General features: G+C 73.5%; 26 protein-coding genes. 13 read left to right on the forward strand and 13 right to left on the reverse strand.

Annotated features, from left to right (window positions below; genetic code table 11):
* The first annotated feature begins 2 nt into the window (after positions 1 to 2).
* Together AMK11_RS18815 and AMK11_RS18820 are read left to right on the forward strand one after the other, a co-directional pair.
* Positions 3 to 929, forward strand: a complete 927-nt coding sequence (locus AMK11_RS18815) for a sigma-70 family RNA polymerase sigma factor (protein WP_073728574.1) — start codon at positions 3 to 5, stop codon at positions 927 to 929.
* 53 nt (positions 930 to 982) lie between these two features.
* On the forward strand, positions 983 to 1,813 hold the full coding sequence (locus AMK11_RS18820) for a pentapeptide repeat-containing protein (RefSeq protein ID WP_079187559.1): 831 nt from the start codon (positions 983 to 985) through the stop codon (positions 1,811 to 1,813).
* Here the strand turns inward: AMK11_RS18820 and AMK11_RS18825 are convergent.
* Positions 1,775 to 3,322: a cytochrome P450 gene (locus AMK11_RS18825; protein ID WP_073728578.1), complete on the reverse strand. Its 1,548-nt coding sequence runs from the start codon at positions 3,320 to 3,322 to the stop codon at positions 1,775 to 1,777. The genes AMK11_RS18820 and AMK11_RS18825 overlap by 39 nt on opposite strands.
* Positions 3,323 to 3,444: 122 nt before the next feature.
* On the opposite strand from AMK11_RS18825, the gene AMK11_RS18830 reads away from it, so the two are divergent.
* Positions 3,445 to 4,053, forward strand: a complete 609-nt coding sequence (locus AMK11_RS18830; RefSeq protein ID WP_073728580.1) for a TetR/AcrR family transcriptional regulator — start codon at positions 3,445 to 3,447, stop codon at positions 4,051 to 4,053.
* A 116-nt stretch (positions 4,054 to 4,169) separates the two neighbouring features.
* Positions 4,170 to 4,895 carry a DUF2470 domain-containing protein gene (locus tag AMK11_RS18835; RefSeq protein ID WP_073728604.1) on the forward strand — a complete coding sequence of 242 codons (726 nt, stop codon included), beginning with the start codon at positions 4,170 to 4,172 and terminating at the stop codon, positions 4,893 to 4,895.
* A 43-nt stretch (positions 4,896 to 4,938) separates the two neighbouring features.
* On the opposite strand, the gene AMK11_RS18840 is transcribed toward AMK11_RS18835, so the two are convergent.
* Entirely contained in the window at positions 4,939 to 6,195 is a 1,257-nt protein-coding gene (locus AMK11_RS18840) for an FUSC family protein (protein ID WP_073728606.1), read from the reverse strand.
* Positions 6,196 to 6,309: 114 nt separating this feature from the next.
* A complete protein-coding gene (locus AMK11_RS18845) occupies positions 6,310 to 6,804 on the reverse strand; it encodes an FBP domain-containing protein (protein WP_073728608.1) in 495 nt (164 codons plus the stop codon).
* Between the two features lie 211 nt (positions 6,805 to 7,015).
* Between AMK11_RS18845 and AMK11_RS18850 the strand changes: the two genes are divergently transcribed.
* Complete coding sequence (locus AMK11_RS18850; RefSeq protein WP_073728610.1) at positions 7,016 to 7,306, forward strand: hypothetical protein; 291 nt, start codon at positions 7,016 to 7,018, stop codon at positions 7,304 to 7,306.
* 33 nt (positions 7,307 to 7,339) lie between these two features.
* On the opposite strand, the gene AMK11_RS18855 is transcribed toward AMK11_RS18850, so the two are convergent.
* From AMK11_RS18855 to AMK11_RS18870, 4 genes are all read right to left on the reverse strand, one after another.
* Complete coding sequence (locus tag AMK11_RS18855) at positions 7,340 to 8,371, reverse strand: SDR family oxidoreductase (RefSeq protein ID WP_073728612.1); 1,032 nt, start codon at positions 8,369 to 8,371, stop codon at positions 7,340 to 7,342.
* Between the two features lie 296 nt (positions 8,372 to 8,667).
* Positions 8,668 to 9,858 (reverse strand): FUSC family protein, encoded by a 1,191-nt coding sequence (locus AMK11_RS18860; RefSeq protein ID WP_073728614.1) that lies wholly within the window; start codon positions 9,856 to 9,858, stop codon positions 8,668 to 8,670.
* A gap of 61 nt (positions 9,859 to 9,919) precedes the next feature.
* A complete protein-coding gene (locus AMK11_RS18865; protein ID WP_073728616.1) occupies positions 9,920 to 10,576 on the reverse strand; it encodes an HAD family hydrolase in 657 nt (218 codons plus the stop codon).
* Positions 10,577 to 10,621: 45 nt separating this feature from the next.
* On the reverse strand, positions 10,622 to 11,653 hold the full coding sequence (locus AMK11_RS18870) for a PHP domain-containing protein (protein WP_198941411.1): 1,032 nt from the start codon (positions 11,651 to 11,653) through the stop codon (positions 10,622 to 10,624).
* A gap of 174 nt (positions 11,654 to 11,827) precedes the next feature.
* Between AMK11_RS18870 and AMK11_RS18875 the strand changes: the two genes are divergently transcribed.
* Positions 11,828 to 12,637, forward strand: a complete 810-nt coding sequence (locus AMK11_RS18875; RefSeq protein WP_073728620.1) for an SDR family oxidoreductase — start codon at positions 11,828 to 11,830, stop codon at positions 12,635 to 12,637.
* A gap of 37 nt (positions 12,638 to 12,674) precedes the next feature.
* Entirely contained in the window at positions 12,675 to 12,911 is a 237-nt protein-coding gene (locus AMK11_RS18880; protein ID WP_073728622.1) for a hypothetical protein, read from the forward strand.
* Here the strand turns inward: AMK11_RS18880 and AMK11_RS18885 are convergent.
* From AMK11_RS18885 to otr(A), 3 genes are all read right to left on the reverse strand, one after another.
* The gene (locus AMK11_RS18885; RefSeq protein ID WP_073728624.1) at positions 12,892 to 13,452 is read right to left on the reverse strand and encodes a VanZ family protein; all 561 of its coding nucleotides are present in this window, start codon (positions 13,450 to 13,452) and stop codon (positions 12,892 to 12,894) included. The genes AMK11_RS18880 and AMK11_RS18885 overlap by 20 nt on opposite strands.
* An 88-nt stretch (positions 13,453 to 13,540) precedes the next feature.
* Positions 13,541 to 14,203, reverse strand: coding sequence for a DUF4230 domain-containing protein (locus AMK11_RS18890; protein WP_073728626.1), 663 nt, complete (start codon positions 14,201 to 14,203; stop codon positions 13,541 to 13,543).
* 109 nt (positions 14,204 to 14,312) lie between these two features.
* Complete coding sequence (otr(A), locus tag AMK11_RS18895) at positions 14,313 to 16,199, reverse strand: tetracycline resistance ribosomal protection protein Otr(A) (RefSeq protein ID WP_073728628.1); 1,887 nt, start codon at positions 16,197 to 16,199, stop codon at positions 14,313 to 14,315.
* A gap of 191 nt (positions 16,200 to 16,390) precedes the next feature.
* Here otr(A) and AMK11_RS18900 point away from each other — a divergent pair, with 191 nt between their 5' ends.
* Positions 16,391 to 17,344 carry a ribose-phosphate diphosphokinase gene (locus tag AMK11_RS18900; RefSeq protein WP_073728630.1) on the forward strand — a complete coding sequence of 318 codons (954 nt, stop codon included), beginning with the start codon at positions 16,391 to 16,393 and terminating at the stop codon, positions 17,342 to 17,344.
* On the opposite strand, the gene AMK11_RS18905 is transcribed toward AMK11_RS18900, so the two are convergent.
* Both AMK11_RS18905 and AMK11_RS18910 read right to left on the reverse strand, forming a co-directional pair.
* Positions 17,310 to 17,696, reverse strand: coding sequence for an anti-sigma factor antagonist (locus AMK11_RS18905; protein ID WP_073729044.1), 387 nt, complete (start codon positions 17,694 to 17,696; stop codon positions 17,310 to 17,312). The two genes, AMK11_RS18900 and AMK11_RS18905, sit on opposite strands and share 35 nt — an antisense overlap.
* Positions 17,697 to 17,834: 138 nt before the next feature.
* Positions 17,835 to 18,776: an NADP-dependent oxidoreductase gene (locus AMK11_RS18910; protein ID WP_073728632.1), complete on the reverse strand. Its 942-nt coding sequence runs from the start codon at positions 18,774 to 18,776 to the stop codon at positions 17,835 to 17,837.
* A gap of 447 nt (positions 18,777 to 19,223) precedes the next feature.
* Here AMK11_RS18910 and AMK11_RS18915 point away from each other — a divergent pair, with 447 nt between their 5' ends.
* The 5 genes from AMK11_RS18915 to AMK11_RS18935 are packed head-to-tail and all read left to right on the forward strand — an operon-like array spanning position 19,224 to position 23,550.
* On the forward strand, positions 19,224 to 20,930 hold the full coding sequence (locus AMK11_RS18915) for an ATP-binding protein (RefSeq protein ID WP_073728634.1): 1,707 nt from the start codon (positions 19,224 to 19,226) through the stop codon (positions 20,928 to 20,930).
* A 5-nt stretch (positions 20,931 to 20,935) separates the two neighbouring features.
* Positions 20,936 to 21,346 carry a roadblock/LC7 domain-containing protein gene (locus AMK11_RS18920; RefSeq protein WP_019327713.1) on the forward strand — a complete coding sequence of 137 codons (411 nt, stop codon included), beginning with the start codon at positions 20,936 to 20,938 and terminating at the stop codon, positions 21,344 to 21,346.
* A complete protein-coding gene (locus tag AMK11_RS18925) occupies positions 21,343 to 21,714 on the forward strand; it encodes a DUF742 domain-containing protein (RefSeq protein ID WP_073728636.1) in 372 nt (123 codons plus the stop codon). The genes AMK11_RS18920 and AMK11_RS18925 overlap by 4 nt, the downstream gene beginning before the upstream one ends.
* Positions 21,695 to 22,306, forward strand: a complete 612-nt coding sequence (locus tag AMK11_RS18930) for a GTP-binding protein (protein ID WP_073728638.1) — start codon at positions 21,695 to 21,697, stop codon at positions 22,304 to 22,306. Before AMK11_RS18925 ends, AMK11_RS18930 begins: the two co-directional genes overlap by 20 nt.
* Complete coding sequence (locus AMK11_RS18935) at positions 22,303 to 23,550, forward strand: cytochrome P450 (RefSeq protein WP_073728639.1); 1,248 nt, start codon at positions 22,303 to 22,305, stop codon at positions 23,548 to 23,550. The genes AMK11_RS18930 and AMK11_RS18935 overlap by 4 nt, the downstream gene beginning before the upstream one ends.
* A gap of 73 nt (positions 23,551 to 23,623) precedes the next feature.
* Here AMK11_RS18935 and AMK11_RS18940 read toward each other — a convergent pair whose 3' ends face one another.
* Entirely contained in the window at positions 23,624 to 24,655 is a 1,032-nt protein-coding gene (locus tag AMK11_RS18940; protein WP_073728640.1) for a 7-epi-alpha-eudesmol synthase, read from the reverse strand.
* Positions 24,656 to 24,772: the final 117 nt, after the last annotated feature.

Here is a 24,772-nt window from a genome sequence, read left to right on the forward strand (position 1 = left end):
GCATGACGGGGGAGTACGTGGCGGGGGAGCAGGGGGACCGGCGGCTGGCGGAGCGGTTCGAGGAGCACCGCGGGCAGCTGAAGGCGGTGGCCTACCGCATGCTCGGCTCACTGAGCGAGGCGGAGGACGCCGTCCAGGAGGCCTGGCTGCGGCTCGACCGCGCCGGCGCCGACGGCATCGGGAACCTCGGCGCCTGGCTGACCACGGTGACCGGCCGGGTCTGCCTGGACCTGCTGCGCTCACGCACCGCGCGGCGCGAGGAGCCGATGACCGAGGGCTTCGACACCTTCGTCCCCGATCCCGTGCTGCGGGCGCTGCCGCAGGGCGATCCGGAGGAGGCCGCCCTGCACACCGACTCGGTCGGGGTGGCCCTGCTGGTCGTGCTGGAGGCCCTGGAACCCGCCGAGCGGCTGGCGTTCGTGCTGCACGACATGTTCGCCGTGCCCTTCGACGACATCGCGCCGATCCTGGAGCGCAGCCCGGCCGCCACCCGGCAGCTGGCCAGCCGGGCCCGCCGCCGGGTCCGGGACGCCACCCCGGTGGCCGACCCCGACCTCGGCAGGCAGCGCCGGGCGGTCGAGGCGTTCCTGGCCGCGAGCCGCGCCGGGGACTTCGAGGCGCTGCTGTCCGTCCTCCACCCGGACGTGGTGCTGCGGGCCGACGCCGGAGCACTGGCCTCGGGTGTCGCGGCGTCGAAGGTGCTGCGCGGGGCCCGGACGGTCGCCACCGGGGCGTTCCACTTCCGGCACCTCGCCGGGTTCGCCCGCCTCGCCCTGGTCAACGGCGCGGTCGGCACCGTCGCCGTGGTCGAGGGACGCCCACGGTCGGTCACCTACGTCACCGTCGCCGACGGCCTGATCACCGGCATGTACATCCTGGCCGACCCGGACCGGCTGGCCGGCCTGGACGTGTCCGGCCTGCAGACCTGACCGGACTGGACCGGGGCGGGGGTCGAAGTCCATCGGCCCGTATGCTCGACGTCATGCGAGAACACACGGCTGACCAGGCGGAACTGCGCGGCGACTGCGAGCGGTGCTTCGGTCTGTGCTGCGTGGCGCTGCCCTTCTCCCGGTCTGCCGACTTCGCGGTCGACAAGGAGGCCGGCAAGCCCTGCGCCAACCTCCGGGACGACCACCGCTGCGGCATCCACGCACGGCTGCGGCAGAGCGGCTTCTCCGGCTGCACGGTCTATGACTGCTTCGGCGCCGGGCAGCGCGTCTCGCAGGTCACCTTCGGCGGCCGGGACTGGCGCGGCGGACCGCCGGAGCACAGCCGCCGTATGTTCGACGTGTTCCCGGTCGTCCGCCAGCTGCACGAGCTGCTCTGGTACCTGACCGAGGCGCTGGCCCTGCCCGCGGTCCGCCCGGTCCACGCCGACCTGCGCCGGGTCCTGGCGGACACCGAGCGGCTCGCCGAGGGGACGCCCGAGGAGCTGGCCGCCCTGGACGTGGCCGCGCACCGGCAGCGGGTCAACGTGCTCCTGCTGCGCAGCAGCGAACTGGCGCGGGCCGGCACGCGCGGCCGGAAGAAGAACCGCCGGGGTGCCGACCTGATGGGCGCCCGTCTCAAGGGCGCCGACCTCAGCGGCGCCGACCTGCGCGGCGCCTATCTCATCGCCGCCGACCTCACCGGCGCGGACCTGCGGGGCGCCGATCTGATCGGCGCGGACCTGCGCGACGCGGACCTGACGGACGCCGACCTCACGGGCGCCTTCTTCCTGACCCAGCCGCAGCTCACCGCGGCCCGGGGCAGCGCCGGCACCAGGCTGCCGGACTCAGTCACCCACCCCGCGCACTGGACAGCGGGAAGCTGACGCGGCGTCCTCGGGAGCGGACGTGCCCTCCGGTGCCGCGGCGGGCCCACCGGGCGCGGACCGCCGCTCCAGGCGGAGCCGCAGTCCCTCCGGCATCAGCGTCAGCCGCTCGGTCACCCGCAGCCGGTAGCCCGGCTCCGGCCGCAGCTCGTAGCGGCGCAGCAGCAGACCGAGGACCAGCGTCGCCTCGTGCAGCGCGAACTGCCGCCCGATGCAGGCCCGCGCGCCCGTGCCGAACGGCTTGTAGGTGTGGGGGGCACGCGCCCGTACGGCCTTGGCGTCGAAGCGGTCGGGATCGAACCGTTCGGCGTCCGGCCCCCACACCTCGGGGTCGCGGTGCAGCATGCCGGTCAGCACCAGCGCCCAGGCCCCGCGCCGCATCGGGTGGGTGCCGTCCAGCACCGTGTCCCGGCGGGCCTCCCGCGCGAAGGCGGGCGCGGTGGGCCACAGCCGCAGCGACTCGTCCAGCACCCGGCGCACGTAGCGCAGCTTGGCCACCTGCTCGTAGCCGGGCGCCCCGGTGTCGCCCCAGACCCGGTCGACCTCGGCGCGGGCCCGGGCCGCCACCTCGGGGTGCCGGGCGAGGTAGTGCAGGGCGAAGGAGAGCGCGCCCGAGGTCGTCTCGTGCCCGGCGACCAGGAAGGTGATGACCTGGCGGCGGACGTTCTGCGCCGACAGCCGCTCGCCCGTCTGAGGGTGGGCCGTCTCCAGCATCCGGTCGAGCAGGTCGCCCGTGCCGCTCCCGCCGGCGGTCCGGCGGGCGCGTATCAGGTCGTCGACCGTGCGGTTGAGGTAGGCGATGTCGGCGCTGTTGCGGCGGCTCGCGGCGCGCAGCAGCCACGGGGCCAGCGGCGCGGGCACCGTGTTCAGGCGCTGCGCGTAGCTGAGCGTGCCGACCATCGCGCTCACGAAGGGATGCGGGCGGGAGCGCTCGAAGGAACCGAAGTCGTGCCCGAACCCGGTGCGCGCGATCGTCTCCAGCGTCAGTTTGGTCATGTCCCCCGGCACGTCCACCGGCCGGCCCTCCGCCAGGGCCCGGTCCCAGTGCCCGGTGAGCCGCGCGGCCACGTCCAGCATCATCACGTGGTAGCCCGCCATGGCCTCCCGGCTGAACCCGGGGGCCAGCACGTCGTGCGCGAGCTGCCAGTTGGACTCGTGGTTGAACGCCGTGAACAGTCCGTCCCCGGCGACGGGCCGCAGGTTGGCCACGCCCAGGCCCACGTGCTTGGCGAAGCGCGTCTCGTCCGCCAGGTCGGCGGCGAGCGCGGCACCCCACACGAACACGAACTCCTTGCCGAAGGCCCGCCGCCGGAAGATCGGCCCCAGCCGCCGGGCGTACCGCAGCGAGTCCTGCATCGGGGTGCTCCGGCTCGCCCCGACCACGTCCCCGAGCAACGGGAGCCGGTAGGGCGGGCGCGGGATGCGGTGCAGCTCGGGCCAGCCCAGCTCGGCGCTGCGGAATCCCCTCGGAAGTCCGTCCGGTGCCAGTCGTTCCGTCGTCCGAGCCATGACGCAATCTCCCTTGACGCAGCGGCGTGTTGCACGTGCCGGGCAAGCGTGTTGTACATGGATTCAATAACGTGGCTCAGTCTCGACCCGTTGTTGAACCGGCGTCAAGTAAGGTGCGGGGCATGGCCGCGAACCAGGGCGAGCGCACCCGCCGCAGGCTCAGTACCGGGGAGCGCCGGGAGCAGTTGCTCTCGGTGGGCGCGCGGCTGTTCTCGGAGAGCCCCTACGACGACGTGTGGATCGAGCGGGTCGCCGAGATCGCCGGGGTCTCGCGCGGGCTGCTGTACCACTACTTCCCGAACAAGCGGGACTTCTTCGCGGCGGTCGTCGAGCGCGAGAGCGGGCGGATGCTGCGGATGACGGCCGCCGTTCCCGGTGTGCCGGTGCGGGAACAGCTCGCGGCGGGCCTCGACGCGTACCTGGAGTACGTCCGGGCCCACGCGCACGGCTACCGAGCCTTCCACCGCGCCGACGCGACCGGGGACCAGGCGGTGCGCAGGGTCTACCGGCAGGCACTGGCCGCGCAGGAGCGGCAGATCCTCGCCGCCCTGGCCGCCGACCCGGAGTTCGGGCCGGCCTTCGGGGAACGGGCCGAGGTGCGGCTGGCGGTGCGGGGCTGGCTGGCGTTCACCACCGCCGTCTGCCTGGAGTGGCTGCGGGACCCGGGGCCGGCCCCGGAGCAGGTGCGTGACCTGTGTGCACGGGCCCTGCTGGGCGCCATCGCGCCGTGAACACCGCGTTGCCCGCGTCCTGGTTGGCGCGCGCCTCGATCTCCGATAGGTTAGGTGAGCCTTACCTAATGAGGTGCTGGCTCACGTGACGACTGAATTGACGACGGAGGTTGGGGATGGGCGACAGCCACACCTGGACGGCCGCGCCTGCCGCTGCGGAACGGGCCCGCTCCGTGCTCGCCGCCGCCTGGTCCTGTGCGGTGACCGCGGAGGGCGGACGCGAGGAGTTCGTCGGCGCGCACGGTCTCGCCGACGACGGCCGGGTGACGCTGCACGTGCCCGAGGACAGTGCACTGCTCGCGGCGGCGATCTGCGCGCCCCGCGGAGAGCCGTCCGCCGTGCTGGAGTTCGCCGACGTGGCGCCCGTCCCAGTCCGGGGCCGGATCAGGGCACGGCTCTGGCTGGCCGGCTGGTTCGCCCTTCAGGACGGCCACTTGGCGTTCACGCCCACGCGCGTGGTGCTGCGGCAGCCGTCCGGTGCCGTGGTCGTCGACCTCGACGAGTTCGCCGCCGCCGCGCCCGACCCGCTGGCCCTGGCCGAGGCCCGGCTGCTGACCCATCTCGCCGACTGCCACGGTGACGCGGTGGAGCGGCTGACCCGGCTCGTCGACGTGGACAGCCTGCACGGCGCGGTCCGGGTGCGGCCCCTCGCCGTCGACCGGCACGGACTGACGCTGCGCATCGAACGCGTCCGCGCCCACGGCGACGTACGGCTGCCCTTCCACGCGCCCGCCGACGACGTCGCCCAGCTCACGGAGCGGATGCACGTACTGCTGTCCCAGGCGAGCGCCGCCTCCTGCCCCCGGCCCCTGCAACGGCAGCGCACCGACGGCGACGGCTGAGACGAACGGCCGTCGTCGGGTGTTCTCAAGTCGTCGGGTGTTCTCAAGAGGAACGCCGCCCGGCGGCGCCGCGCCTCCGCTTCCGGAGCCGGGACCGCGCCCGGTCGCGCAGCCCGGTCAGCCGCGGCATGCGTTCGCGCTGCTCGCGGGTGTGCCGGTCCAGCTCCTCCAGGAGCCGGCGCGAACGGTGCTCGGTGTCCATCTCGTCGATGATGCGGTTGACCTCGGTCAGCACCGCGCCCTGCAACTGCCACTGCCCCTGGTCGCGCCGGACCTCCTCCAGGAGCAGCCCGGCCAGTCTGTCGCGGGTGACCGCCGCCTGCCGCAGCTGGGCGGAGAGCCGTTCCTCGGCGGACTCGGCGTCATCGCTGACGCTGGTGGTGACCAGCACCGCGAAGCTGACCACCGCGTCGGCGATCTCGGACAGCAGCTGCTCGATGGCGGCGCCCGTCTCGGGCGGGAACAGCGGCTCGGGTTCCCGTTCCTTGGCGAGGTCGGTGAAGGTGCGGGCCAGGACTCGCATCACCACCGTGCAGATCTCCAGCGTGTCCAGGCCGGAACGCAGCACCACCCGGTGGAGCAGCCCCTCGCGTACGCGGGGGTTGAGCCGCAGACTGTCCTCGGCCTGCCGCAGGTCCTCGTCCACCTCGCCGATGTCGTGGTCGAGACGGCGGGCCTCGTGCAGCCGGGCCGCCGCCTCGTGGTACGCCGTGCTGCCCGCGGCCTCCTCACCCATCCGCAGCATCAGCTGCCGCACCCGCCGGGCCAGCCCCTCGATCGACTCGCCCGCCTGCTCCACCCACACCGGGGGCGCGAGCACAAGGTTGAAGGCCAGGCCGACGATCGCCCCGATCAGCGTCTCCACCACCCGCGCCCACGCCAGGCTCCCGTGCGAGGTCACCCCCAGCACCAGCATCGCGCTGATCGCCACCTCGGCCACGAACTCGTGCGCCCGTACCAGGTGGCCGACGCCCAGCGCCGCCACGATCACCAGGGCCAGACTCCACCAGCTCAGTCCGACCAGCTGGCTGAAGAGAATGGCGACCAGGACGCCGGCCACCACGGCGTTCACCCGGCGGAAGCTCATCTTGAGCGTGGCGTACAGGGTGACCTGGACGACCAGCAGCGCGGTGAGCGGCGCGGTGAGCGGCGCCGCCGACTTGTCCGGGGTCAGGCGGACCGCGATCACATAGGCGATCGACGCGGCCGCCGCCGAGCGCAGCGCCTGCACGACCATGGGGTCCCTGAGCCACTTCACCCGCCGCAGGGCCGCCGCGGCCCTCTTGCGTACATCGCGCATCCTCGGGCTGTTCCCTTCCCCAGGCGCCTCGAACGTATCCGGACAGGACGGTAACCGGACAAAGGGGGCGAACAGGGGTCTCACGCGCCGGGCGCCGCCACGCGTCCGTGATCGTCAGGCGATCACCTTGGCGAGGAAGGCGGACAGGTTGCCCATGGTCCGGGCGACCTGTTCCTCCAGGGTCAGGCTCTCCTCGAAGCGGGTGCCGCCCTCCGGCGCCTTCCGGCCCCGCAGATACAGGGAGCAGGCGAGGTCGGTGCACATGTACAGGCCGACCGAGTTGCCCTCTCGTCCCGCCGGGCCCGCCTTGCGTGCCGTCATCAGCGACACCCCGCCCCGCGGATGGGTCGTCAGGCACAGCGCGCACAGGCTGCGCTGGAAGAAGCCGCTCCGGCCCGGCTGGAAGCGCAGGGCGACGCCGGTGAGGCGCCCGTCGTGTTCGCCGACCAGATAGCTGCGGTCGGGTGCTCCCGGGTCGCGCCAGCCCAGGAAGTCGAGGTGGTCCCAGGGGCGCTCGCCGAGATCGCGGGGGACCGTCAGGCGCTTGGCCTCGCCCTTGGAGCAGTTGATGAAGGAGTCGCGGATGTCCCGCTCGGTGAGGGGTTTCATGGATCTTCCCGTGCTTTCGGCGTTCTGGAGCAGTGGAAACCTAGGAGCCCTAGGTTTACGCCTAGCGTAGATAGCCGTGAGCGGGGCGTGCCAGTGATTTTGCAGCGGGCGCCGCGCGCCGGCGTTTCACGGACCGGGGCGGTGGTACCCGTCGGCGTTCGGACGGCCGGAACGGCCGGCGACCCGAAGGACAGCGGAAAGGGAGTGCGCAGTGGCCGACCACCGCCTCGAAGGACCGGGGGAGAACGGCGATCCCGTCCCGCGGGACATGCCGGACCAGCAGGCCGGGACCGGCGACGATCCGTGGGAGGCCGCCGCGCCCACCCGCGAGCAGAGGGAGCAGGGCCAGCGCCCCGAGGGCGACGAGGACGCCGACGACGACGCGACCGGCGACGGCGCCGACGTCCCCGACACGGACGAGGCCGGGACGGGCCGTCAGGGTGCCCCGCACTCGGGCGCCGTGCACCCGGAGCACCCGGTGCCCGACGAGTCCTCCGGCTGAGGACCCGCCGGGCATTGGTCCGGGGGCGCTGTGTCAGCCGACCTTGCGCCCCCGCAACGGCTCCGTGGCCGCTCCCGCGCCCTCCTGGAAGCCCCGCAGGAACTCCTCCAGCACCTCGGTGGCCGTGTGCTCCGGACGCCAGCCCAGCTCGGCCCGCGCCCGCGTGCAGTCCATCAACGGCAGCCGCAGCACCGCGTCGAACAGGTGCGGGGAGGCCGGCAGCAGATGCAGCCCCCACGCCGCCGCGATCGCCGAGCGGGCCGCGGTGCGCGGCAGCCGCACCGGGCGTACGCCGATCATCTCGCCCAGCAGTTCCGCGTCGACCGGAGGCTCGGCCGCGAGGTTGAAGGGACCCCGGGCGTCTTCGGAGCGCACCGCGAGCCGGTAGGCGTTCGCCGCGTCGTCGGTGTGCAGGGCCTGCACCCGCAGGCCGGGGACGTCCGGCAGGAAGGGCAGGAGCTCAGGCCGGGCCAGCGGACCGGGCAGGTACTTGCCGCCGAAGATCCGGCGCTGCTCGCTGGCCGACTCCCGCTTGAAGAGGAACGCCGGCCGCATCCGTACCACCCGGATCCCCGGGTGATCACGCTCGAAGGTGTCCAGAGCCCGTTCCAGATAGGCCTTCTCCCGGCAGTACGCGGCGTCGGGCCAGCCGTGCGTCGGCCACGACTCGTCCACCGCGCGGTCCTTCGGCCCCGGTGAATAGGCGCCCACCGAGGAGGCGTGCACCAGCGCCGGCACCCCGGCCGCGGCCACCGCCTCGAAGACCCGGATGGAGCCGAGCACGTTGGTGCGCCAGGTCGTCGCCGGGTCGTGCGTCGGCTGGAAGGCCCAGGCCAGATGCACCACGGCGTCGGCGCCGGCGAAGTGTCCGGTCAGGTCCGCCCGGTCCGAGGCCAGGTCCACCGCGGCCCACTCCGTCCTCGGGGGTGACCACTCGGGAATCCGCCGGGCCAGACCCAGTACGGAGGCCACCTCCGGATCCTCCGACAGCAGCCGTACGACGCTGGTGCCCACGTTGCCGGTGGCCCCCGTGACCACGATCCTGGTGCCCGTTGCGCTGCTCACCTTGCGCTCCTCTCGGCGACTCGCCCCTGCGGACGTCACCGGGTACCCGCCTCTTCGGCCGGGCACGCAAGAAGAAGCCCCGACCGCGACGGGGGAATCACGGTCGGGGCGGTCCGAGGTGGATACGGATGGCGGTCGCCTCTCGGCGAAAGGCTCCACAGGGCTTCAGCCGAACGATCGTCCCTGTGGGCGATAGGTGAGGCCCGGGGACACTGTCCCATCCGTACCCACGCCCTCTTCAACGGAGCGGGGCCTGCCGGTGTTCCACCGTCTGTCACGTTTTGAGGTGATGTGCATCACCGTGACTGGGGCGCGGGGACGATCTCGGCCCACAGGTTCTCGGCCTGCAGCAGCAGCGTGCCGAGCACCGCCGTCCGTGCCGCTCCCTGCCCGGCGTGTTCCTGCAGGCCCTCCTGCAGCCGCCGGTGCAGCTCCTCCATCGTCTCCTCCGTCGCCTCCCGCGGGCGCGGATCGGCGGCCTCGCCCAGCATCCGGTCGGCCTCCGCATGGCAGGAGTCGCCGATCAGTCCGAGCAGGCGGGCGTACAGGTCCAGCACCGGGCCCTCGGGCGGGGCCGGTGTCCGGTTCTCGTCGGCGGCCACGGCCAGCGTCCGGGTCAGTGCCGTGATGTTCCCGGTGACCCGGCTCCAGCGCTGGTCCTCCTCCTCGGGCGGTACCGCGGTCGGCGGGCGGTGCAGGGCGCGCAGCGGGCGGGAGGTCAGGCGCAGGCTCTCCCGGCTCCATGACCGGGCCGACTCCAGCGCCTCCAGCCGCCGCTGCAGCCGCGCGGCCTCGCTCGACCAGCCGGCCGCGCTCTGCGCGTCCCACTCGGACTCCCGCAGGTCGTCGGCCACGGTGTGCAGGACGTCGCCCGCCTCCCGGGCCAGCCCGGCGAGGTTCTCCCGTACGTCGCGCAGGTGGATCGGCGGCAGGACGAACGCGTTGACCGCGACGCCGATCACCGCGCCGAGCGCCGCCTGGCCCACCCGGTGCCCGACCGCCGACGCGGAGACCGCCGTGCCGGAGGCCAGCACGAACACCGCGGTGGTGGCCGTGTAGACGCCCTGTCCGCCGAAGCGGGACCAGTTCGAGATCAGCATCAGCACCGGCAGGGACAGCGCCAGTGCCCCCGTGGTGTCGTCCATGACGGCCTGCGCCCCCGACGCCACCAGGGCCCCGGCGCAGATCGCCGCGAACTGCTGACCGGCCTGCCGCACCGAGCTGTAGACGGTGGCCTGCACGAGGACCAGCGCCACCCAGGGGGCCATCAGCGCCATCGGATCGCCCAGCCAGACGCCGGCCACGGCCCAGGCGATCAGCGCGGCGCCGGCGGCCTTCAGGGACTGCACGACCAGGTCGCGTTCCCGGCCGGGCCCCTGCCAGGCGGCCCGGACCGCCCGCCCGACGGCACAGGCCTCCCACCACACCGCGGCCAGCGGCCGCCGCCCCCGGAACATTTCGCGGACGGTACGTGTCACACCGGTCATGCGGCGCCGGTCATCCGCTCGACCGGACGGCGCGTCCCGGGGCGGGGTACAGCACGGTGGCTCATGCGAACGGGCTCTCCTTCAGCGAGGCCAGCAGGTCGGCCGGGCCGGCGTAGACCGCGTCGGCGCCCGCCTCCTCCAGGTCGGCGCGGGGCAGCCCGCCGCACAGCACGCCCACGCAGCGCACCCCGGCCCTGCTGCCCGCGCGCATGTCCCAGACGGTGTCGCCGACGAACACGGCCCGCTCCGCCGGTACCCCGGCCAGTTCCAGGGCGTGCTCCACCGGCTCGGGCGCCGGCTTCCCGGCCGCCACGTCGTCCGCACTGGCGGTGGCGGCGATGGCGTCGTCCGCGTCGATCGCCCGCCGCAGGGCGCCCAGCTCCGCGCCGCCCGCCGACGTGGCGAGGACCACCTTCCAGCCGGCGTGGGCCAGGCGCCGCAGCAGCTCCCCGGCGTCCGGCAGCGCCGGCAGGCGGTCGAAGTACTGCCCGTACAGCGCCTTGTGGGCGGCGCTCAGCTGCGCGTCCTGGTCCGTGTCCCGGTCCTCGCCCAGCAGATGTCCGATCAGGTCGGTGGAGGCGAGCCCCACGGCCCGGTGGACCGCGTGCATCGGCACCCGGTGGCCCGCCTGCCGGAACGCCTCCCACCAGGTCGTCACATGCAGGTGATTGGTGTCGACGAGGGTCCCGTCGACGTCGAACACGGCTGCCCGTTCCATGCACCGTTCCCTTCCTGGTCCGTGGCTCGGCCGGCGGGTACCACGTCAGCCGCCCGCCACTCCGGACGGAACGCGGCCCTCACGGGTCCAGTCGAGCAGGTCGTCCAGCGGCCACGTGGTGACCACCCGCTCCGGGGACACCCCGCACTCCTCGGCCCGGGCGCACCCGTGGATCTGCCAGTCCAGCTGGCCGGGCGCGTGGGCATCGGTGTCGACGGAGAACAGCACCCCCGCGTCCACGGCCCGGCGCAGCAGCCGGCGCGGCGGGTCGAGCCGCTCCGGCCGGCTGTTGATCTCCACGGCGGTGCCGGACTCGGCACAGGCGGCGAAGACCTCGTCCGCGTCGAACTCCGACTCCGGCCGCCCCCGGCCGGTCAGCAGCCGCCCGGTGCAGTGCCCCAGGACGTCCGCGTGCGGATCGCGTACGGCCCGCACCATGCGGCGCGTCATCGCGCGGGCGTCCATCCGCAGCTTGGAGTGGACCGACACCACGACGACGTCGAGGCACTCCAGCAGCTCCGGTTCCTGGTCCAGCGATCCGTCGTCGAGGATGTCGCACTCGATGCCCGTCAGCAGCCGGAACGGCGCCCAGGACTCGTTGAGCTCCGCCACCACGTCCAGCTGCTCGCGCAGCCGCTCGGGCGACAGACCGCGCGCCACCGTCAGCCGCGGCGAGTGGTCGGTCAGCGCCGCCCACTCGTGCCCGAGCGCCGCCGCGGCCCGCCCCATCTCCTCGATCGGGCTGCCGCCGTCCGACCAGTCGGAGTGCAGGTGGCAGTCCCCGCGCAGCAGCTCCCGCAGCCGTTCACCGCCCTCGGCGAGCGGCGCGTCCGCCTCGCCCTCCAGCTTCTCCAGGTATCCGGGCACCTGCCCGGCCAGCGCCTCGCGCGCCACCTGCGCCGTCTTGGGCCCGACACCCTTCAGCGACTCCAGCGACCCGGCCCGCTCGCGCAGCTCGGCGGCGGGCAGCCCGGCGAGCACCCGGGCCGCGGTGCGGAAGGCGCGGACGCGGTACGTCGGTGCCTGGGTCCGCTCCAGAAGGAACGCGATGCGCTCCAGCGCCTCGACGGGCTCCATCGCCACCTCCTCCTCCGGCACGTCCAGGGTTCCCCAGCGCACGGGGGACCGCACCACGGGCCGGGCGGTTAGTGCGCGCCGCGTCCGGGTACTGCGACGCCCCGTGCCCCGTCGCCCGCCTCAGGGCCGTGGCGCGGGGCGCAGTGCCCGAGGAGTGCGTACGAGGAGGCCGTCATGCCCAGCCCCAGCCCGTCCGCCGCCAAGGTGGCCGTGATCACCGGCTCCGACTCCGGCATCGGCCGCGCCACCGCCGTACGCCTGGCCGAGGCGGGCATGGACGTCGGCATCACCTGGCACACCGACCAGGAGGGCGCCGAACGGACCGCCGACGAGGTGCGGGCCCTGGGCCGCCGGGCCGAGACCGCCAGGGTGGACCTGACCCGGCTGCCCGGGGCCGCGGAGACCGTCGCCGGGCTGTGCGACCGGCTCGGCCGCGTCGACGTCCTGGTCAACAACGCCGGCACGGGCACCGCCACCCCCTTCCTCGACCTGGGACTGGACGATCTGCGGCACGTCCTGGACGTGGACCTCGCCGGCCCGTTCCTGTGCGGCCAGATGGCGGCGCGGCGCATGATCGAGCAGGGCGGGGGCGGCCGGATCGTCAACGTGACCTCCGTCCACGAACACCAGCCCCGGGTGGGCGCGGCCCCGTACTGCGCGGCCAAGGGCGGCCTCGGCCTGCTCACCCAGGTCATGGCGATCGAGCTGGCCGAGCACGGCATCACCGTCAACGCGGTCGCCCCCGGTGAGATCGCCACGCCCATGACCGGCCAGGAGGACACCGACCCGCACACCGAGCGCCGCCCCGGTGTGCCCCTGGGCAGGCCCGGCGACGCCCGCGAGGTGGCCGCGGTGATCGCCTTCCTCGCCGGCCCCGACGCCTCCTACGTCACGGGCGCGTCCTGGAGCGTGGACGGCGGCATGCTCCGGATGGGCCCGATGGCCGGGTCCCATCTGAGCGGCGACGACTGGCGACGTCCGTGACCCCGCGCCGCCGCGCGTTGCGGCCTACCCTCGATGCATGACCGAAATCAGGAGCCCGCACATCGGCAGTCCGCGGATCCTCGTGCTCCGCGTGCAGCCGGGAACGCCGCCGTTCCGGATCGTGGAGATCGACGGCCAGGTGGTCGGTGAGGCCAGGGACGTCACCGACGTGCTGGAGGCCGCCGCGGCCTTCGGCATCACGGTCCACGACCTGGACGACCCGGACGTGGTCCGCTGGGTGGGCGGCGACAAGTTCACCTGGACGCTGCACTAGGGCCGCGGGGCCGACGCGTGTGCACCGCGCGGCTCATCCGCCGGCCCAGGAGCAGGTAGCCCGCCAGCGCGCCCGTGGTGTTGAGGATGACATCGTCGATGTCGAAGGCACGTCCGGTGACCAGGGCACCCTGGGCGAACTCCACCAGCAGCATCACCACGGCCGTCAGCAGCAGTACCCTCAGCAGCCCCCGGGTGCGCGGGGCGACCAGCGGCACCAGCACGCCGAACGGGACGCCCAGCAGCAGGTTGCCGCCGATCTGCTTCACGGCGTCCCGCAGCGCCGGCTGATCCAGGTAGGCCCGCAGCGAGCTGCCGGGACGCATGTTGGTGTGAGTCAGGGCCTCCGAGGCGGGGGAGGGGTGCAGCGTCAGCCGCGCCAGCACCACCGCGAACGCCACCATGAAGACGAACGCGCACGCCGTCGCGAGCAGGCGCAACGGAAGGGCGAGGGGACGCCGTTCGCGCCGGCCGGCGTCGTCGTCGGCCTTGGCGGCGCGGGGGCGCAGCAACGAACGCGGCCCTGAGGCGGCACGAGCCATTTCGGTCCTCCAGTCGTCGTCGGCTTCCCCGCGTGGTGGAGCGGTTACCCGCGGACACGGCGAGGATGCGGGAAGCGGCTTCCGCCCGTCATGACCCGTAGGTCACCCGCACCTTCTCGAAGCCGAGGGAGTGCAGCAGGCCCTTGAGCATCGCCGTGGTGTTGCTCTCCGCGCGCGCCTTCAGCTCGCTGTCCTTCGCGGCGTCGGCGATGTGCCGGGCCGCGAGCCGCTGCACGGCCTGCTCACCGTTCGGGTTGTCCGAGAACAGGTCGCCGAGGCGGTCGAGGAGTCCGCGCTGCTTGGACACGGCGTAGGAGCGCTCGGGGTCGAGGGCGGGTTCGCCGAGCGCGGCGTGCGGCAGCCGGAGCGTGGCCGAGGTGCGGTCGCCGTCGACCGTCACGTCGTCCTCGCCGACCTTCCCGAGGTCGACGTAGGCGTCGACGGTGCCCGCGCCGACGTACAGGGTGCGGGTGCCCCGGATGGCGTCGGGCAGGAACTTCGCGTCCTTCTCCAGGTCCACGACGACCTGGAAGTTGCCGGAGGCGGCCTCGTAGCGGCTGATGTCCTGGACGGACTCCAGCAGCGCGGGGCCCGAGCGGTCGTGGGTCTCGCTGCCGAACACGTCTTTCAGCCCCGGTACGAGGCTCAGCCGGAATCCCGCGAACAGCACGACGAGGACCAGCAGGAACGCGGTCAGCACCTTCGCCCAGCCGGGCATCCGCCCGGGGAGCTTCCTGACGGGAGTCGTCATCGCGACGGCCCTCCTTCCTACTGTCCGCTTGCCCCCCATCTCCCGTGCCAGACCGGGAAGTTGACGCCCGGAGGGGGAGGGCGGGGGCATACGGGGAGCGTTCGGCGGCTCAGTGGGACGGCTTCAGCGGACGGTCCGCGGACGGGCGGGACGACCAGACCGCCTCCCCGCGGGTCAGCCCCGGCAGCCGCAGCTCGGCCTCGCGCACCCGCCGGGCCGGCAGCTCGCCGGTGATCAGCCAGGCCGGGGCGCCGCCGGTCGTGCCGGTGAAGTCCGCGCCCAGTGCGGCGAGCTGGGCCGTCACCGGCGCCAGCGCGTCCCCCGGTACCTCCGCCTCGAAGGAGTGGTACGGCTCGTACAGCCGGGTCCCCGCCCGCCGCAGGGCGCGGCGCAGCACGATCGGGGTGAGCCCGCGGAAGTCGGCCGCGGTACTGACCGGCGAGCTGAAACCGGACCGGGTCAGCGTGACCCGGTAGTCCGTGACCGCGGCACCGGACAGGCCGGTCAGCAGGGTGGCGTGGACCGTCTCCTCGACGGCCTGGTGGAAGGCGCGGGGGAGGGCACCCAGTTCCGTCTCGTAGTCGAACACCCCGCCCGAGCCGCGCGGCCCCGGCTCGACCCGCAGCCCGATCGTCGCCCAGTACCGGGTGTGGTCGAGCCACGGCATCTCCTCCACCGCCGCGCCGGTGCCCACCGGGCGCTCCAGGAACCGGACGCGGCCCGGCGCGAAGTCGGCCTCGATGCCGAAGTCCTCGGCCAGCGTCGCCGCGAGCACCTCCATCTGGACCTCCCCGTACAGCAGGAGCGCGGTGGCGCCGGATGCCTCGGGGCGGGCGTGCAGCAGCGGGTCCTGGTCGGCCAGCGCGAGCAGGGCCGAGCGCAGCGGCGCCGCCTGCCCGGGGTGCCGGGCCCGGACCAGGGTCTGCAGGGTCGGCGGGGCGAACTGCGGGGCGCGGTCGGTGAGGCCGCCGAGCCGGTCGCCGACGCGCAGGCCGCCGGGGACGCCGAGGGCCGCGATGTTCCCGGCGGTGAGCGTGCCGGCCCCGCCGACCACGTCCAGGCGCGTGACCCGGCCGGGGACCTCGGTGGTCCGGCCGTCGGACTCGCGCCGCAGGAACGTCAGCCGCTGCCGCGGGCGCACCTCACCGTCGTACAGCCGCAGGTACGCCGTCCGCTCGCCGCCGGGACCGGGGCGCACGGCGAACACCGTGCCCCGGGGGGTCGTGGTGCCCTCCGTCGCGGGCTGGGCGGCCGGGACCAGCCGGACCAGGTCCTCGACCAGCTCGGCGACGCCCTGGCCGCCGAGTGCGGAGCCGTGGTGGAGGGGGTGGAAGGACCCGTCGGCGGTACGGGCGGCGAGTGCGGCGGCCAGGTCCCCGGCGGTCGGCGCGGGACCGTCCACCAGTGCCGCCAGGATGCCCGGGTCGGCTTCGGCCAGCGCCTCCGCGGCCCGCCCGTCCAGGGGCCGCCGGGTGACCCGGGCCCGCGCGGTGCCGGCGTCCGTCACCTCCGTCAGCGGCGCCACATGCGGGGTCAGCAGACGCCGGACGTCGGCGAGCAGGCCGCCGGTGCGGGCGCCGGCCCGGTCGATCTTGTTGACGAACACCAGGGTGGGCAGCCGGAGCCGCCGCAGGGTGCGCATCAGCACCCGGGTCCGCGCCTGTACGCCCTCCACGGCGGACAGCAGCAGCACCGCGCCGTCGAGGACCTCCAGGGCGCGCTCGACCTCGGCGACGAAGTCGGAGTGCCCGGGGGTGTCGATCAGGTTGACCTGGGTGTCGCCGATGGTGAAGGAGGCGACGGCGGAGCGGATGGTGATGCCGCGGCGGCGTTCGATCGCGCCGTCGTCCGTACGGGTGTCGCCGGTGTCGACGCCACCGAGCCGGTCGACGGCGCCGTGGTCGAACAGCAGCCGTTCGGTGAGGCTGGTCTTACCGGCGTCGACGTGGGCCAGGATGCCGATGTTCAGGGTGCGCGGGGTGTGCGGGGTCTGCATGCGGGGTGGAGTCCTCGAGAACCGTGGGCCGGAAGGGGCGCTGGGGGTTTCCGAGGAGTCGGCGCATGCGAACGATCCTGACTTGTGGGAACACGGACGGCGTCATCATGGCGCCTGCCCCCGGGTTCGCCGCAACCGGATTTCCGTAAGCTGAGGTCCCCGGCCGGACAGGATCACGCGAGGAGCGGTCCGTGCGAGACATCGCCGTGTTCAGCGGTAGTGCCCACCCCGAGCTGGCCGAGGAGGTCTGCGCCCACCTGGGCGTGCCCCTCAGCCCCACCCGGGTCAGCAGGTTCGCCAACGACTGCCTGGAGGTGCAGCTGCGGGCCAACTGCCGCGAGCGGGACGTCTTCCTGATCCAGCCGCTGGTCAAGCCGGTCCAGGAGCACCTGGTCGAGCTGCTGATGATGTGCGACGCGGCCCGCGGGGCGTCGGCAGGCCGCATCACCGTCGTCATGCCGCACTACTCCTACGCCCGCTCCGACAAGAAGGACGCGCCGCGCATCTCGCTCGGCGGGCGCCTGGTGGCCGACCTGCTGGTGGCGGCGGGCGCGAGCCGGGTGCTCGCCATGACCCTGCACTCGCCGCAGGTCCACGGCTTCTTCACGGTCCCGGTCGACCACCTGCACGCGCTGCGGGAGCTGGCCGCGCACTTCAGGCGGTACGACCTCTCCCGTACGACGGTCGTCTCGCCGGACCTGGGCAACGCGAAGGAGGCCGCCGCGTTCGCCCGGGTGCTCGGCGCCCAGGTCGCGGCCGGTGCCAAGCAGCGGTTCGCCGACGACCGGGTGAGCATCAGCGCCGTGATCGGGGACGTCGCCGGGCGGGACGTCATCGTGCTCGACGACGAGATCGCGAAGGGCAGCACGGTGCTGGAGCTGCTCGACCGGCTGCGGGAGGCGGGGCCGCGCACCATCCGTCTCGCCTGCACGCACGGGCTGTTCGCCGCCGGCGCGCTGGGGCGGCTCGGCGAGCAGCCGGACGTGCTGGAGATCGTGTGCACCAACACGGTTCCGGTGCCGGTGGACGGTCACACGGACAAGCTGCGCGTCCTGTCCATCGCCCCGGCGCTGGCCGAGGCCGTGCGCCGCATCCACAACGGGGAGTCGGTCAGCGCCCTGTTCGACGCCCCGCGGGCCGGCTGACGCCGAACACCTCCTCCAGGGTGGGCCGCGGCGGCAGCACCCCCGCCAGACCGGTGATCCGCAGCATGCGCAGGGTCAGCGGGTGGGCGCACACCAGGTGCACCTCCCCGCCCGCGTCGAGCACGCGGCGCCGGGCCCGGTACAGCAGCCGCAGCCCGGAGCAGTCGAAGAACTCGACGCCGCCGAGGTCGAGCACCACCCGGGCGCCGCGCCGGCCCGTCTCCCGGTCCAGGAGCGGGACGATCTCCGCGGCCGCCGCGATGTCGATCTCCCCGCGGAACTCCAGCACCGCGTGCCCCCGCTCGCGGCGCACACGCAGGTGCCGGGTGGGCGACGCGGGTTCCTGCCGCACGACGACCTCGCCTCCAGCCTTCCGGGTCACAACCGTCTGTTCCGTTCGGGAAGTTACCCCGATCGAGCGAGTTTGAGCATGTTCGATTGACATATGTCATCGAAATCTCACACCGGGGGCCAACAGTTGGTCAGTGGGTCAGTCCATGACGAGCACGAGCTTGCCCGTCGTGCGGCCCGTCTCGCCCAGCGCGTGCGCCTCGGCCGCGTCGGCGAGCGGGAACGTCCGCTCGACCGTCGCCCGGAGCTTCCCCGACTCCACCAGGCCTGCGATCTCCCGCATGTCGGCCCGGTCGGCGTCGACCAGCATCCGCACCGCGCGCACACCCAGCCGCTCGGCCTCCTCGTAGAACTCGTCCGACCCGACCGGCAGGATCGACACCACGACTCCGCCCGGGCGCAGCACGCGCAGCGACCGCAGGGACGTGTCGCCGCCGATCGTGTCCAGGACCACGTCGACGTCCTTCACGGCCTCGGCGAAGTCCGTCTCCCGGTAGTCCAGCGGCTCGTCCACGCCCAGGGAGCGCAGGAACTCGTGCTTGGCGGCGCTGGCGGTGCCGATCACGTGGGCGCCGCGTGCCTTGGCGATCTGCACGGCCACATGGCCCACGCCTCCGGCCGCCGCGTGGACCAGCACCCGCTGCCCCGGCCGGACGTCGGCCCGCTCCACCAGGGCCTGCCACGCCGTCAGCGAGACCAGGGGCAGGGCACCGGCCTGCCCGTGGTCGATCCCGGCCGGCTTGTGCGTGAAGGTGCGCGCCGGGGCGGTGACGTACTCCGCGTGGGAGCCGTGGCCGAAGGGGTAGGACAGCATCCCGAAGACCTCGTCGCCCGGCCGGAAGGCGGCGACGCCGATCCCGACCGCCTCCACCACGCCCGAGACGTCCCAGCCCAGGACGAACGGGGGTTCGCCGAGGAAGCCGCCGTTCGCCCGGTGCTTCCAGTCGGTCGGATTGACCCCGGCGGCCCGCATCCGCACCAGCACCTCGTTCGGACGGGGCTCGGGGCGGTCGCGCCGCACCTCCTTCAGGACCTCCGGACCGCCGAGGACGTCCTGGCTGACGGCGCGCATGGTGTTCATCAAGAACCTCGCAAAGGGGAGAGGGGCTCCAACGGCACGGACTGCAACCTCCGACGAGATCCTGTCATTCCCCGCAGCGACGGGCACCCGGAGGCGAGCGGACCTCACCCGGTCGTCGGCGACTGCACACGCCGACCGCCGCCGCGCGCCCGCTCCGCCGCCCCCGGGCTCCTCGCGGCGAACCGGTCGACCGCCCCGGTTCCGGCGCCCAACTCGGCTGCTGGACGAAGGGATTTGTCGACCTGGCAACCCCTGGCGGAGCGTGACGGAATCCTCACTTCCGCAGGGCCGTGGAATTGATCTTTTCGGCTTCACAACCGATAAGCTCCCGACCGGCGCTGTGAGTTGACGCGATCGCGACGGGTCGGCTCACGGTGCGTACTCATGAGTGCGGTCCCCCCTTGCACACCCCCCCCGTGTTCGATCGTTCTTGTTCGAAGGATGCAGATGGAACTCGCCACTCCGCCACCGGCGGCGCGGGCCCCTGTCGCCTGGCACAGCTGGTGGCTCATGCCGCTGGGCCTGGGAGGCGGGACGGTAGCCGCCACGTTCATGAGCTCGGAGCGAATAACCGCGGCCGTCGCCGGTGCGGCGGCGACGGCGGCCGGCACCCTCTGCGTACGCCTGCTGCTGCGTACCCGGGCGCGACTGCTCCGGGCCGAGGAGGCACACCGCGCGGCGCAGGCCGAGCACTCCCAGCAGTGGCAGCGGCACGTGGCCGGCCTCGACCGGAAGTCCGCTGCGGAACGCGCGGCCCTGGAGGGGCAGCTCACCGAGCAGGCACAAGCGTACGAGGCGCGGCTGGCGGAACACGCCCGCGCCGCCGAGGACCGGCTGGCCGAGCGGACCACCGCGTACGAGACCCGCCTCGCCGAGCAGACCGAGGCCTGGCAGCAGCGGACGGACCACCAGCTCTCCGCGGTGGCCCGGCTCGCCGACGAGCAACTGCCCGACGCCATGCGCAGACTGCGGGCCGGTGACGCCATCGACGACATCCTGCCCACCGTCGAGCAGTGCGCCAAGGTCGGCGCCGACCTCCAGGCCGAGCTGCGCAAGGTCCTCAGGACGGCGCTGATCGGTGTGGAGGCGGAGTTCGACCGTTCCACCTCCGCCGAGCAGGCCGTCATCGGCGTGGGCAACCGCATCCACGTCCTGACCAGCAAACTCCGTGGCCGTCTGCATGAGCTGCAGGGCGAGCACGGGCGGCTGCCGGCCGTCGCCCGGGGCCTGATGGAGCTCGACCAGGCCATCGGCCCCGCGGACTGTCTCGCCGCCAGCATCGGCGTGCTCGGCGGCTCCGACCGGCCCGGCCGGCAGTGGCAGGAGCCGCAGCGGCTGCTGAGCGTGGCGCGCGGCGGCATCGGCCGGATCAAGGACTTCCACCGCGTCCAGCTGCACCATCTGCCCGAACTCGGTGTCGACGGCGGCCTGGTGGACCACCTCACGCTGATCTTCGCGCACCTGCTGGACAACGCCGCGCGCTACTCGCCGCCCACCGAGCCGGTGGTCGTCTCCGGCAAGGAGGTGCCGAACGGCGTCGGCATCGAGATCCAGGACTCCGGCAAGGGCCTGAGCGAGGAGAAGAAGCGCGAGGCCGAACACGCCCTCGCGGGCACCTCGCCCGGTCCGGGGCTCGGCGGCATCTCGGAGGACGCCAACATCGGCCTCCGGGTCGTCGGTGCCCTCGCCCGCCGCTACGGCATCCGGGTGACCTTCGCCGACTCGCCGTGGCTGGGTACGTCTGTCGTTGTCGTTGTACCGCACAAGTACTTCAGCCCGCTGCCGGCGGCCGCCAAGGCCACCACGGTCACCGCGGCCGCCCCGGAGGCGTCGCCGGCCGCCCCCGCACCACCCGCGCCCCCGGCAGGAGGCGACACCGTGGAAACCACTCCCGGCGGCCTGCCCCGGCGCCGGAGCAGGCGCGGCGAGCCGGCCTCCGCCGGGACGCGGACGACCGTGCGGTCCGAGGCTCCCGAGGTTGCCGCGTCCGCCGTCCCGCCGGACGCCTCGTTCGCCGGCCTCGCGGCCTTCGCCACCGCCGGGCGCGACGCGGGGGCGGCGACCGGGACCGGACCGCCGACCGGGGCAGCCGACGCCCGTGACACGACCACCGGTGGCGCGTCCACCGAGCACCGCACTGAAGAGAGCGACTAGTCCCCATGACGCACCAGGGAACCGACGTGAGCTGGGCGCTCCGCGACCTTGTGGAGTCCATCCAGGAGATCCGCTTCGCCCTCGTGGCCTCCAGCGACGGCAAGGCCATCACCTCCTACGGCGCCGAAGACCCCGACGACGTGGACCGTTTCGCCGCCGTGGTGGCCGGACTGCAGGCGCTGGCCCAGCCGGTCGCCGAGCAGTTCCCGCAGCACGCGGGCCAGCTGCGCCTCGCGATGATCGAGGTGGACGGCGGGCACCTCTTCGTGGTCCGCGCGGGCCTGGAGACGTATCTCGGCGTCCTCGCCCGCGAAGGCCTCGACCAGGGCCTGCTCGGCCATCAGATGCGCGACCTGGCCCGCCGGATGGGAGAACTCCTCGGCACCACTCCGCGCCAGGAGGAGCACTCTGGATGAGTGCTCCCCGCCGACCGGCCGATCCGTCCGGTCTCGAGCGCTACTACGTCCTCACCGGCGGGCGCAGCGGGCCGGGCGGTTCGGCGTCGACCCTCGACGTGGCGACCCTCGTCGTCTCCCGGGCCGCCCCCTTACCGGGCATGCAGCACGAGCACGAGGAGATTCTCCGGCGCTGCCGCGAACCGCTGTCGGTGGCCGAACTCGGCGCCCACCTCCACCTGCCGTTCAACATTCTCGCGGTGCTGCTGTCCGACCTGCTCCAGGCGGGCCGCGTCGAAGCCCGTGATCCCATCCCGGCGCACGACGCCGGGCGCGGGCCCGACCTCGCGCTCCTTGAGGAGGTACTCAGTGGACTTGAAAGGCTTTGACCGACCGGGGTCACCGACGCCGGGGGAGGGGGACACCCGCTCGGTGAAGGTGATGATCGCCGGCGGCTTCGGCACGGGCAAGACCACCATGGTCCGCTCCGTCAGCGACATCAAGCCGCTGACCACCGAGGAGACCCTCACCCAGGCCAGCGCCGGCGTCGACCGCCTCATCGGTGTCGCCGACAAGAGGCAGACCACCGTCAGCCTGGACTTCGGCAAGATCAGTCTCAACGACACGCTGATGCTGTACCTGTTCGGCACCCCGGGCCAGGAGCGGTTCTGGTTCCTGTGGAACGGCCTGTTCAAGGGCGCGCTCGGCGCGGTGGTCCTGGTGGACACCCGGCGGCTGGCCTCCAGCTTCCGGGCGATCGAGGAGATGGAGCGGCAGAAGGTCCCCTTCGTCATCGCCCTCAACGTCTTCCCCGACTCCCGCCACTACCCGGTCGAGGAGATCCGCGACGCCCTCGACATCCCCCCGCGCACCCCCGTGGTGGCCTTCGACGCCCGCGACCGCACCGCCAGCCGCGACGTGCTCGTCACCCTGATCCGGCATCTGAAGGACCGCTCGGCCGCAGCCCTGGAGCCCCGATGACCGACGACCAGACCCCGCCCGGCGCCACCGGCGGCGGCTGCCCCGTCGCCCACGGCGCGGGCGTCACCCGGCTCTACGGCCCCGAGGCGGCGACCGACCCGCACGAGATCTACGCGCGTCTGCGCGGTGAGTACGGCTCCGTCGCCCCGGTGCTGCTGGAGGGCGACGTGCCCGCCTGGCTGGTGCTCGGCTACCGGGAGAACCGGCGGGTGCTGGACAACCCCCTCCAGTTCAGCCGCGACTCACGCATCTGGCGGGACTTCCGGGACGGCCGCGTCGAGGCCACCTCACCGCTGATGCAGATGGTCGGCTGGCGCCCCGACTGCGTCTCCCAGGACGGCGAACCCCACCGCAGGCTGCGCGCGGCCGTCACCGACAACCTCTACGCCGTCGCCGGCCGCGGCATCCGCCGTCATGCCACGCACTTCGCCCACAAGCAGATCGACGCGTTCGCCGGCGCGGGCCGCGCCGACCTGGTGGCCGACTTCGCCGAGTACCTGCCGATGCTGGTGCTCACCCGCGTCTTCGGACTCGCCGAGCGGGAGGGCCGCAGCCTCGCCGAGTCCAGCAACCAGGTGATCAAGGGCGGCGCGGACGCCCTCACGCACAACGAGCGCATCATGGGCATCCTCGGCGAACTCGCCGAGCGCAAGCGCACCGAACCCGGGTCCGACTTCGCCTCGGGGCTCATCGAGCACCACGCGGGCCTCGACGAGGACGAAATAGTCAACCACCTGCGCCTGGTGCTGATCACCGCCCACACCACGACCAGCAACCTGCTGGCACGGGCGCTCCAGCTCGTCCTCGGCGACACCGCCTGGCTGTCCGGTCTGGTCAGCGGGCAGCTGAACATGTCCTCGGTGGTGGAGGAGGTGATGTGGAACTCCCCGCCGCTCGCCGTGCTGCCCGGCCGGTTCGCCACCGCCGACCTGGAACTCGGTGGCTGCCCGGTCAAGGAGGGCGACCTGCTGATCCTGGGCCTCGCGGCCGGCAACCACGACCCCGAGATACGTCCCGACACGGCCGTCTCGGTCCAGGGCAACGCCTCCCACCTCGCCTTCAGCGCGGGCCCCCACGAGTGCCCGGGGCAGAACATCGGCCAGGCCATCATCGAGACGGCCGTCGATGTCCTGCTCCACCGCCTGCCCGGACTGCGCCTGGCCGTGCCCCCGGCCGAGCTCACCTCCACCGCCTCCACCTGGGAGTCGCGGCTGGACAGCCTGCCGGTCGAGTTCGCCGTCTGACCGTTCCTCCGGCCGGGCCGCCGTGGGACACCGCCTCCCGGCCGGAGGGGTCCGGCCGGGCGGCGTGCCCGTCTCACACCGTCAGCAGGTCGTCCACCGAGCCCCGCCCGGCCAGTTCGGCCGTGGCCACCGGTCCCTCCTTGGCCGCCGCGTACCGGCCGGAGGTCAACGCCCACTCGTAGTTGCCGTTGATCCAGTGCTGGATGGCTTCCACGCCCATCGCCACCCGGGCCCGCTCCCGGGCGTCCAGACCCAGCTCCTCGCACATACCGGGCACGCGGGCCTCCAGGGCCACGTACTCCTCGAGACAGGCGGTCGTCATGCGGTACGCCTCGTCGGCCGCCTCCTGCCAGGAGCAGTCCCGCTCCCGGTGCAGTACGGCGATGAGGTTGTGGCCGTCCCCGCGGCGGCGCTCACGTTCGAAGGAGTGGATGTCGTTCATGAAACCGATGGTGTCCGCGGCCAGGTCCCGCAGCCGTTCCATCAGCGGGTGCGCCATCGCCGCCGCGGGCACCTCGAAGCCGCGGCTGCGCTCGCCGGCGTCGATGCTGTGGTGGATGCCGACCGTACGGCGCCGGAAGGCGGTGTAGTCGGCGAGGCCGAGCGTCCCGGCCCGCCCGCCGGCCGCCAGGTCGACCTCCTCGCAGTGCGCCACCAGGAACCGGCCCCAGGACGCGGCGAACCGCGACTTCCATGTCAGGGACATGCCATTCGAAAGATGGTCCCAGACCTCCGCCCAGGCCAGGGTGATGGGGCATTCCACACGGGGCGCGGTGCCCGCCGGGCGCAGCGGCGTGGCGATCAGTTCCCGCGCCACCTCCGCTATGCGCTCCACGCGGTCGGGGCGGCCGGCGTCGAACTGGTCGTCGAAGAGAAAGGCCAGGGAGAACCAGTTCATCAGGACGACCATGTCGTCGGCCGACGCGTGCGGGTAGGTGCGGGCCGCGGCCCCGGCGAGGTCCCAGGACTCGTACTCCTCGAAACCGGCCCGGCTCCGCACCAGCCCCCGCTCGCGCACCCAGCGCAGATGTCGGTCACGCGCCGGGGCCAGGTGCGGGCTGACCGGGGTGTCGAAGGGGAGGTCGAACCGGACGTCCTGAGACATGTGCTTCCTTTCGGGAGACGGAACGCAGAGTCCCCCCGCCCTGCGAGCGGGTGGTCACCGGACCGCCCGCACACTCGAACTGGGCTTCCCGGATCGAAAGTTGAACCGGGAAGCGAT

Origin of the sequence: Streptomyces sp. CB02414 (assembly GCF_001905385.1) — a bacterium.
Lineage (GTDB): Bacteria > Actinomycetota > Actinomycetes > Streptomycetales > Streptomycetaceae > Streptomyces.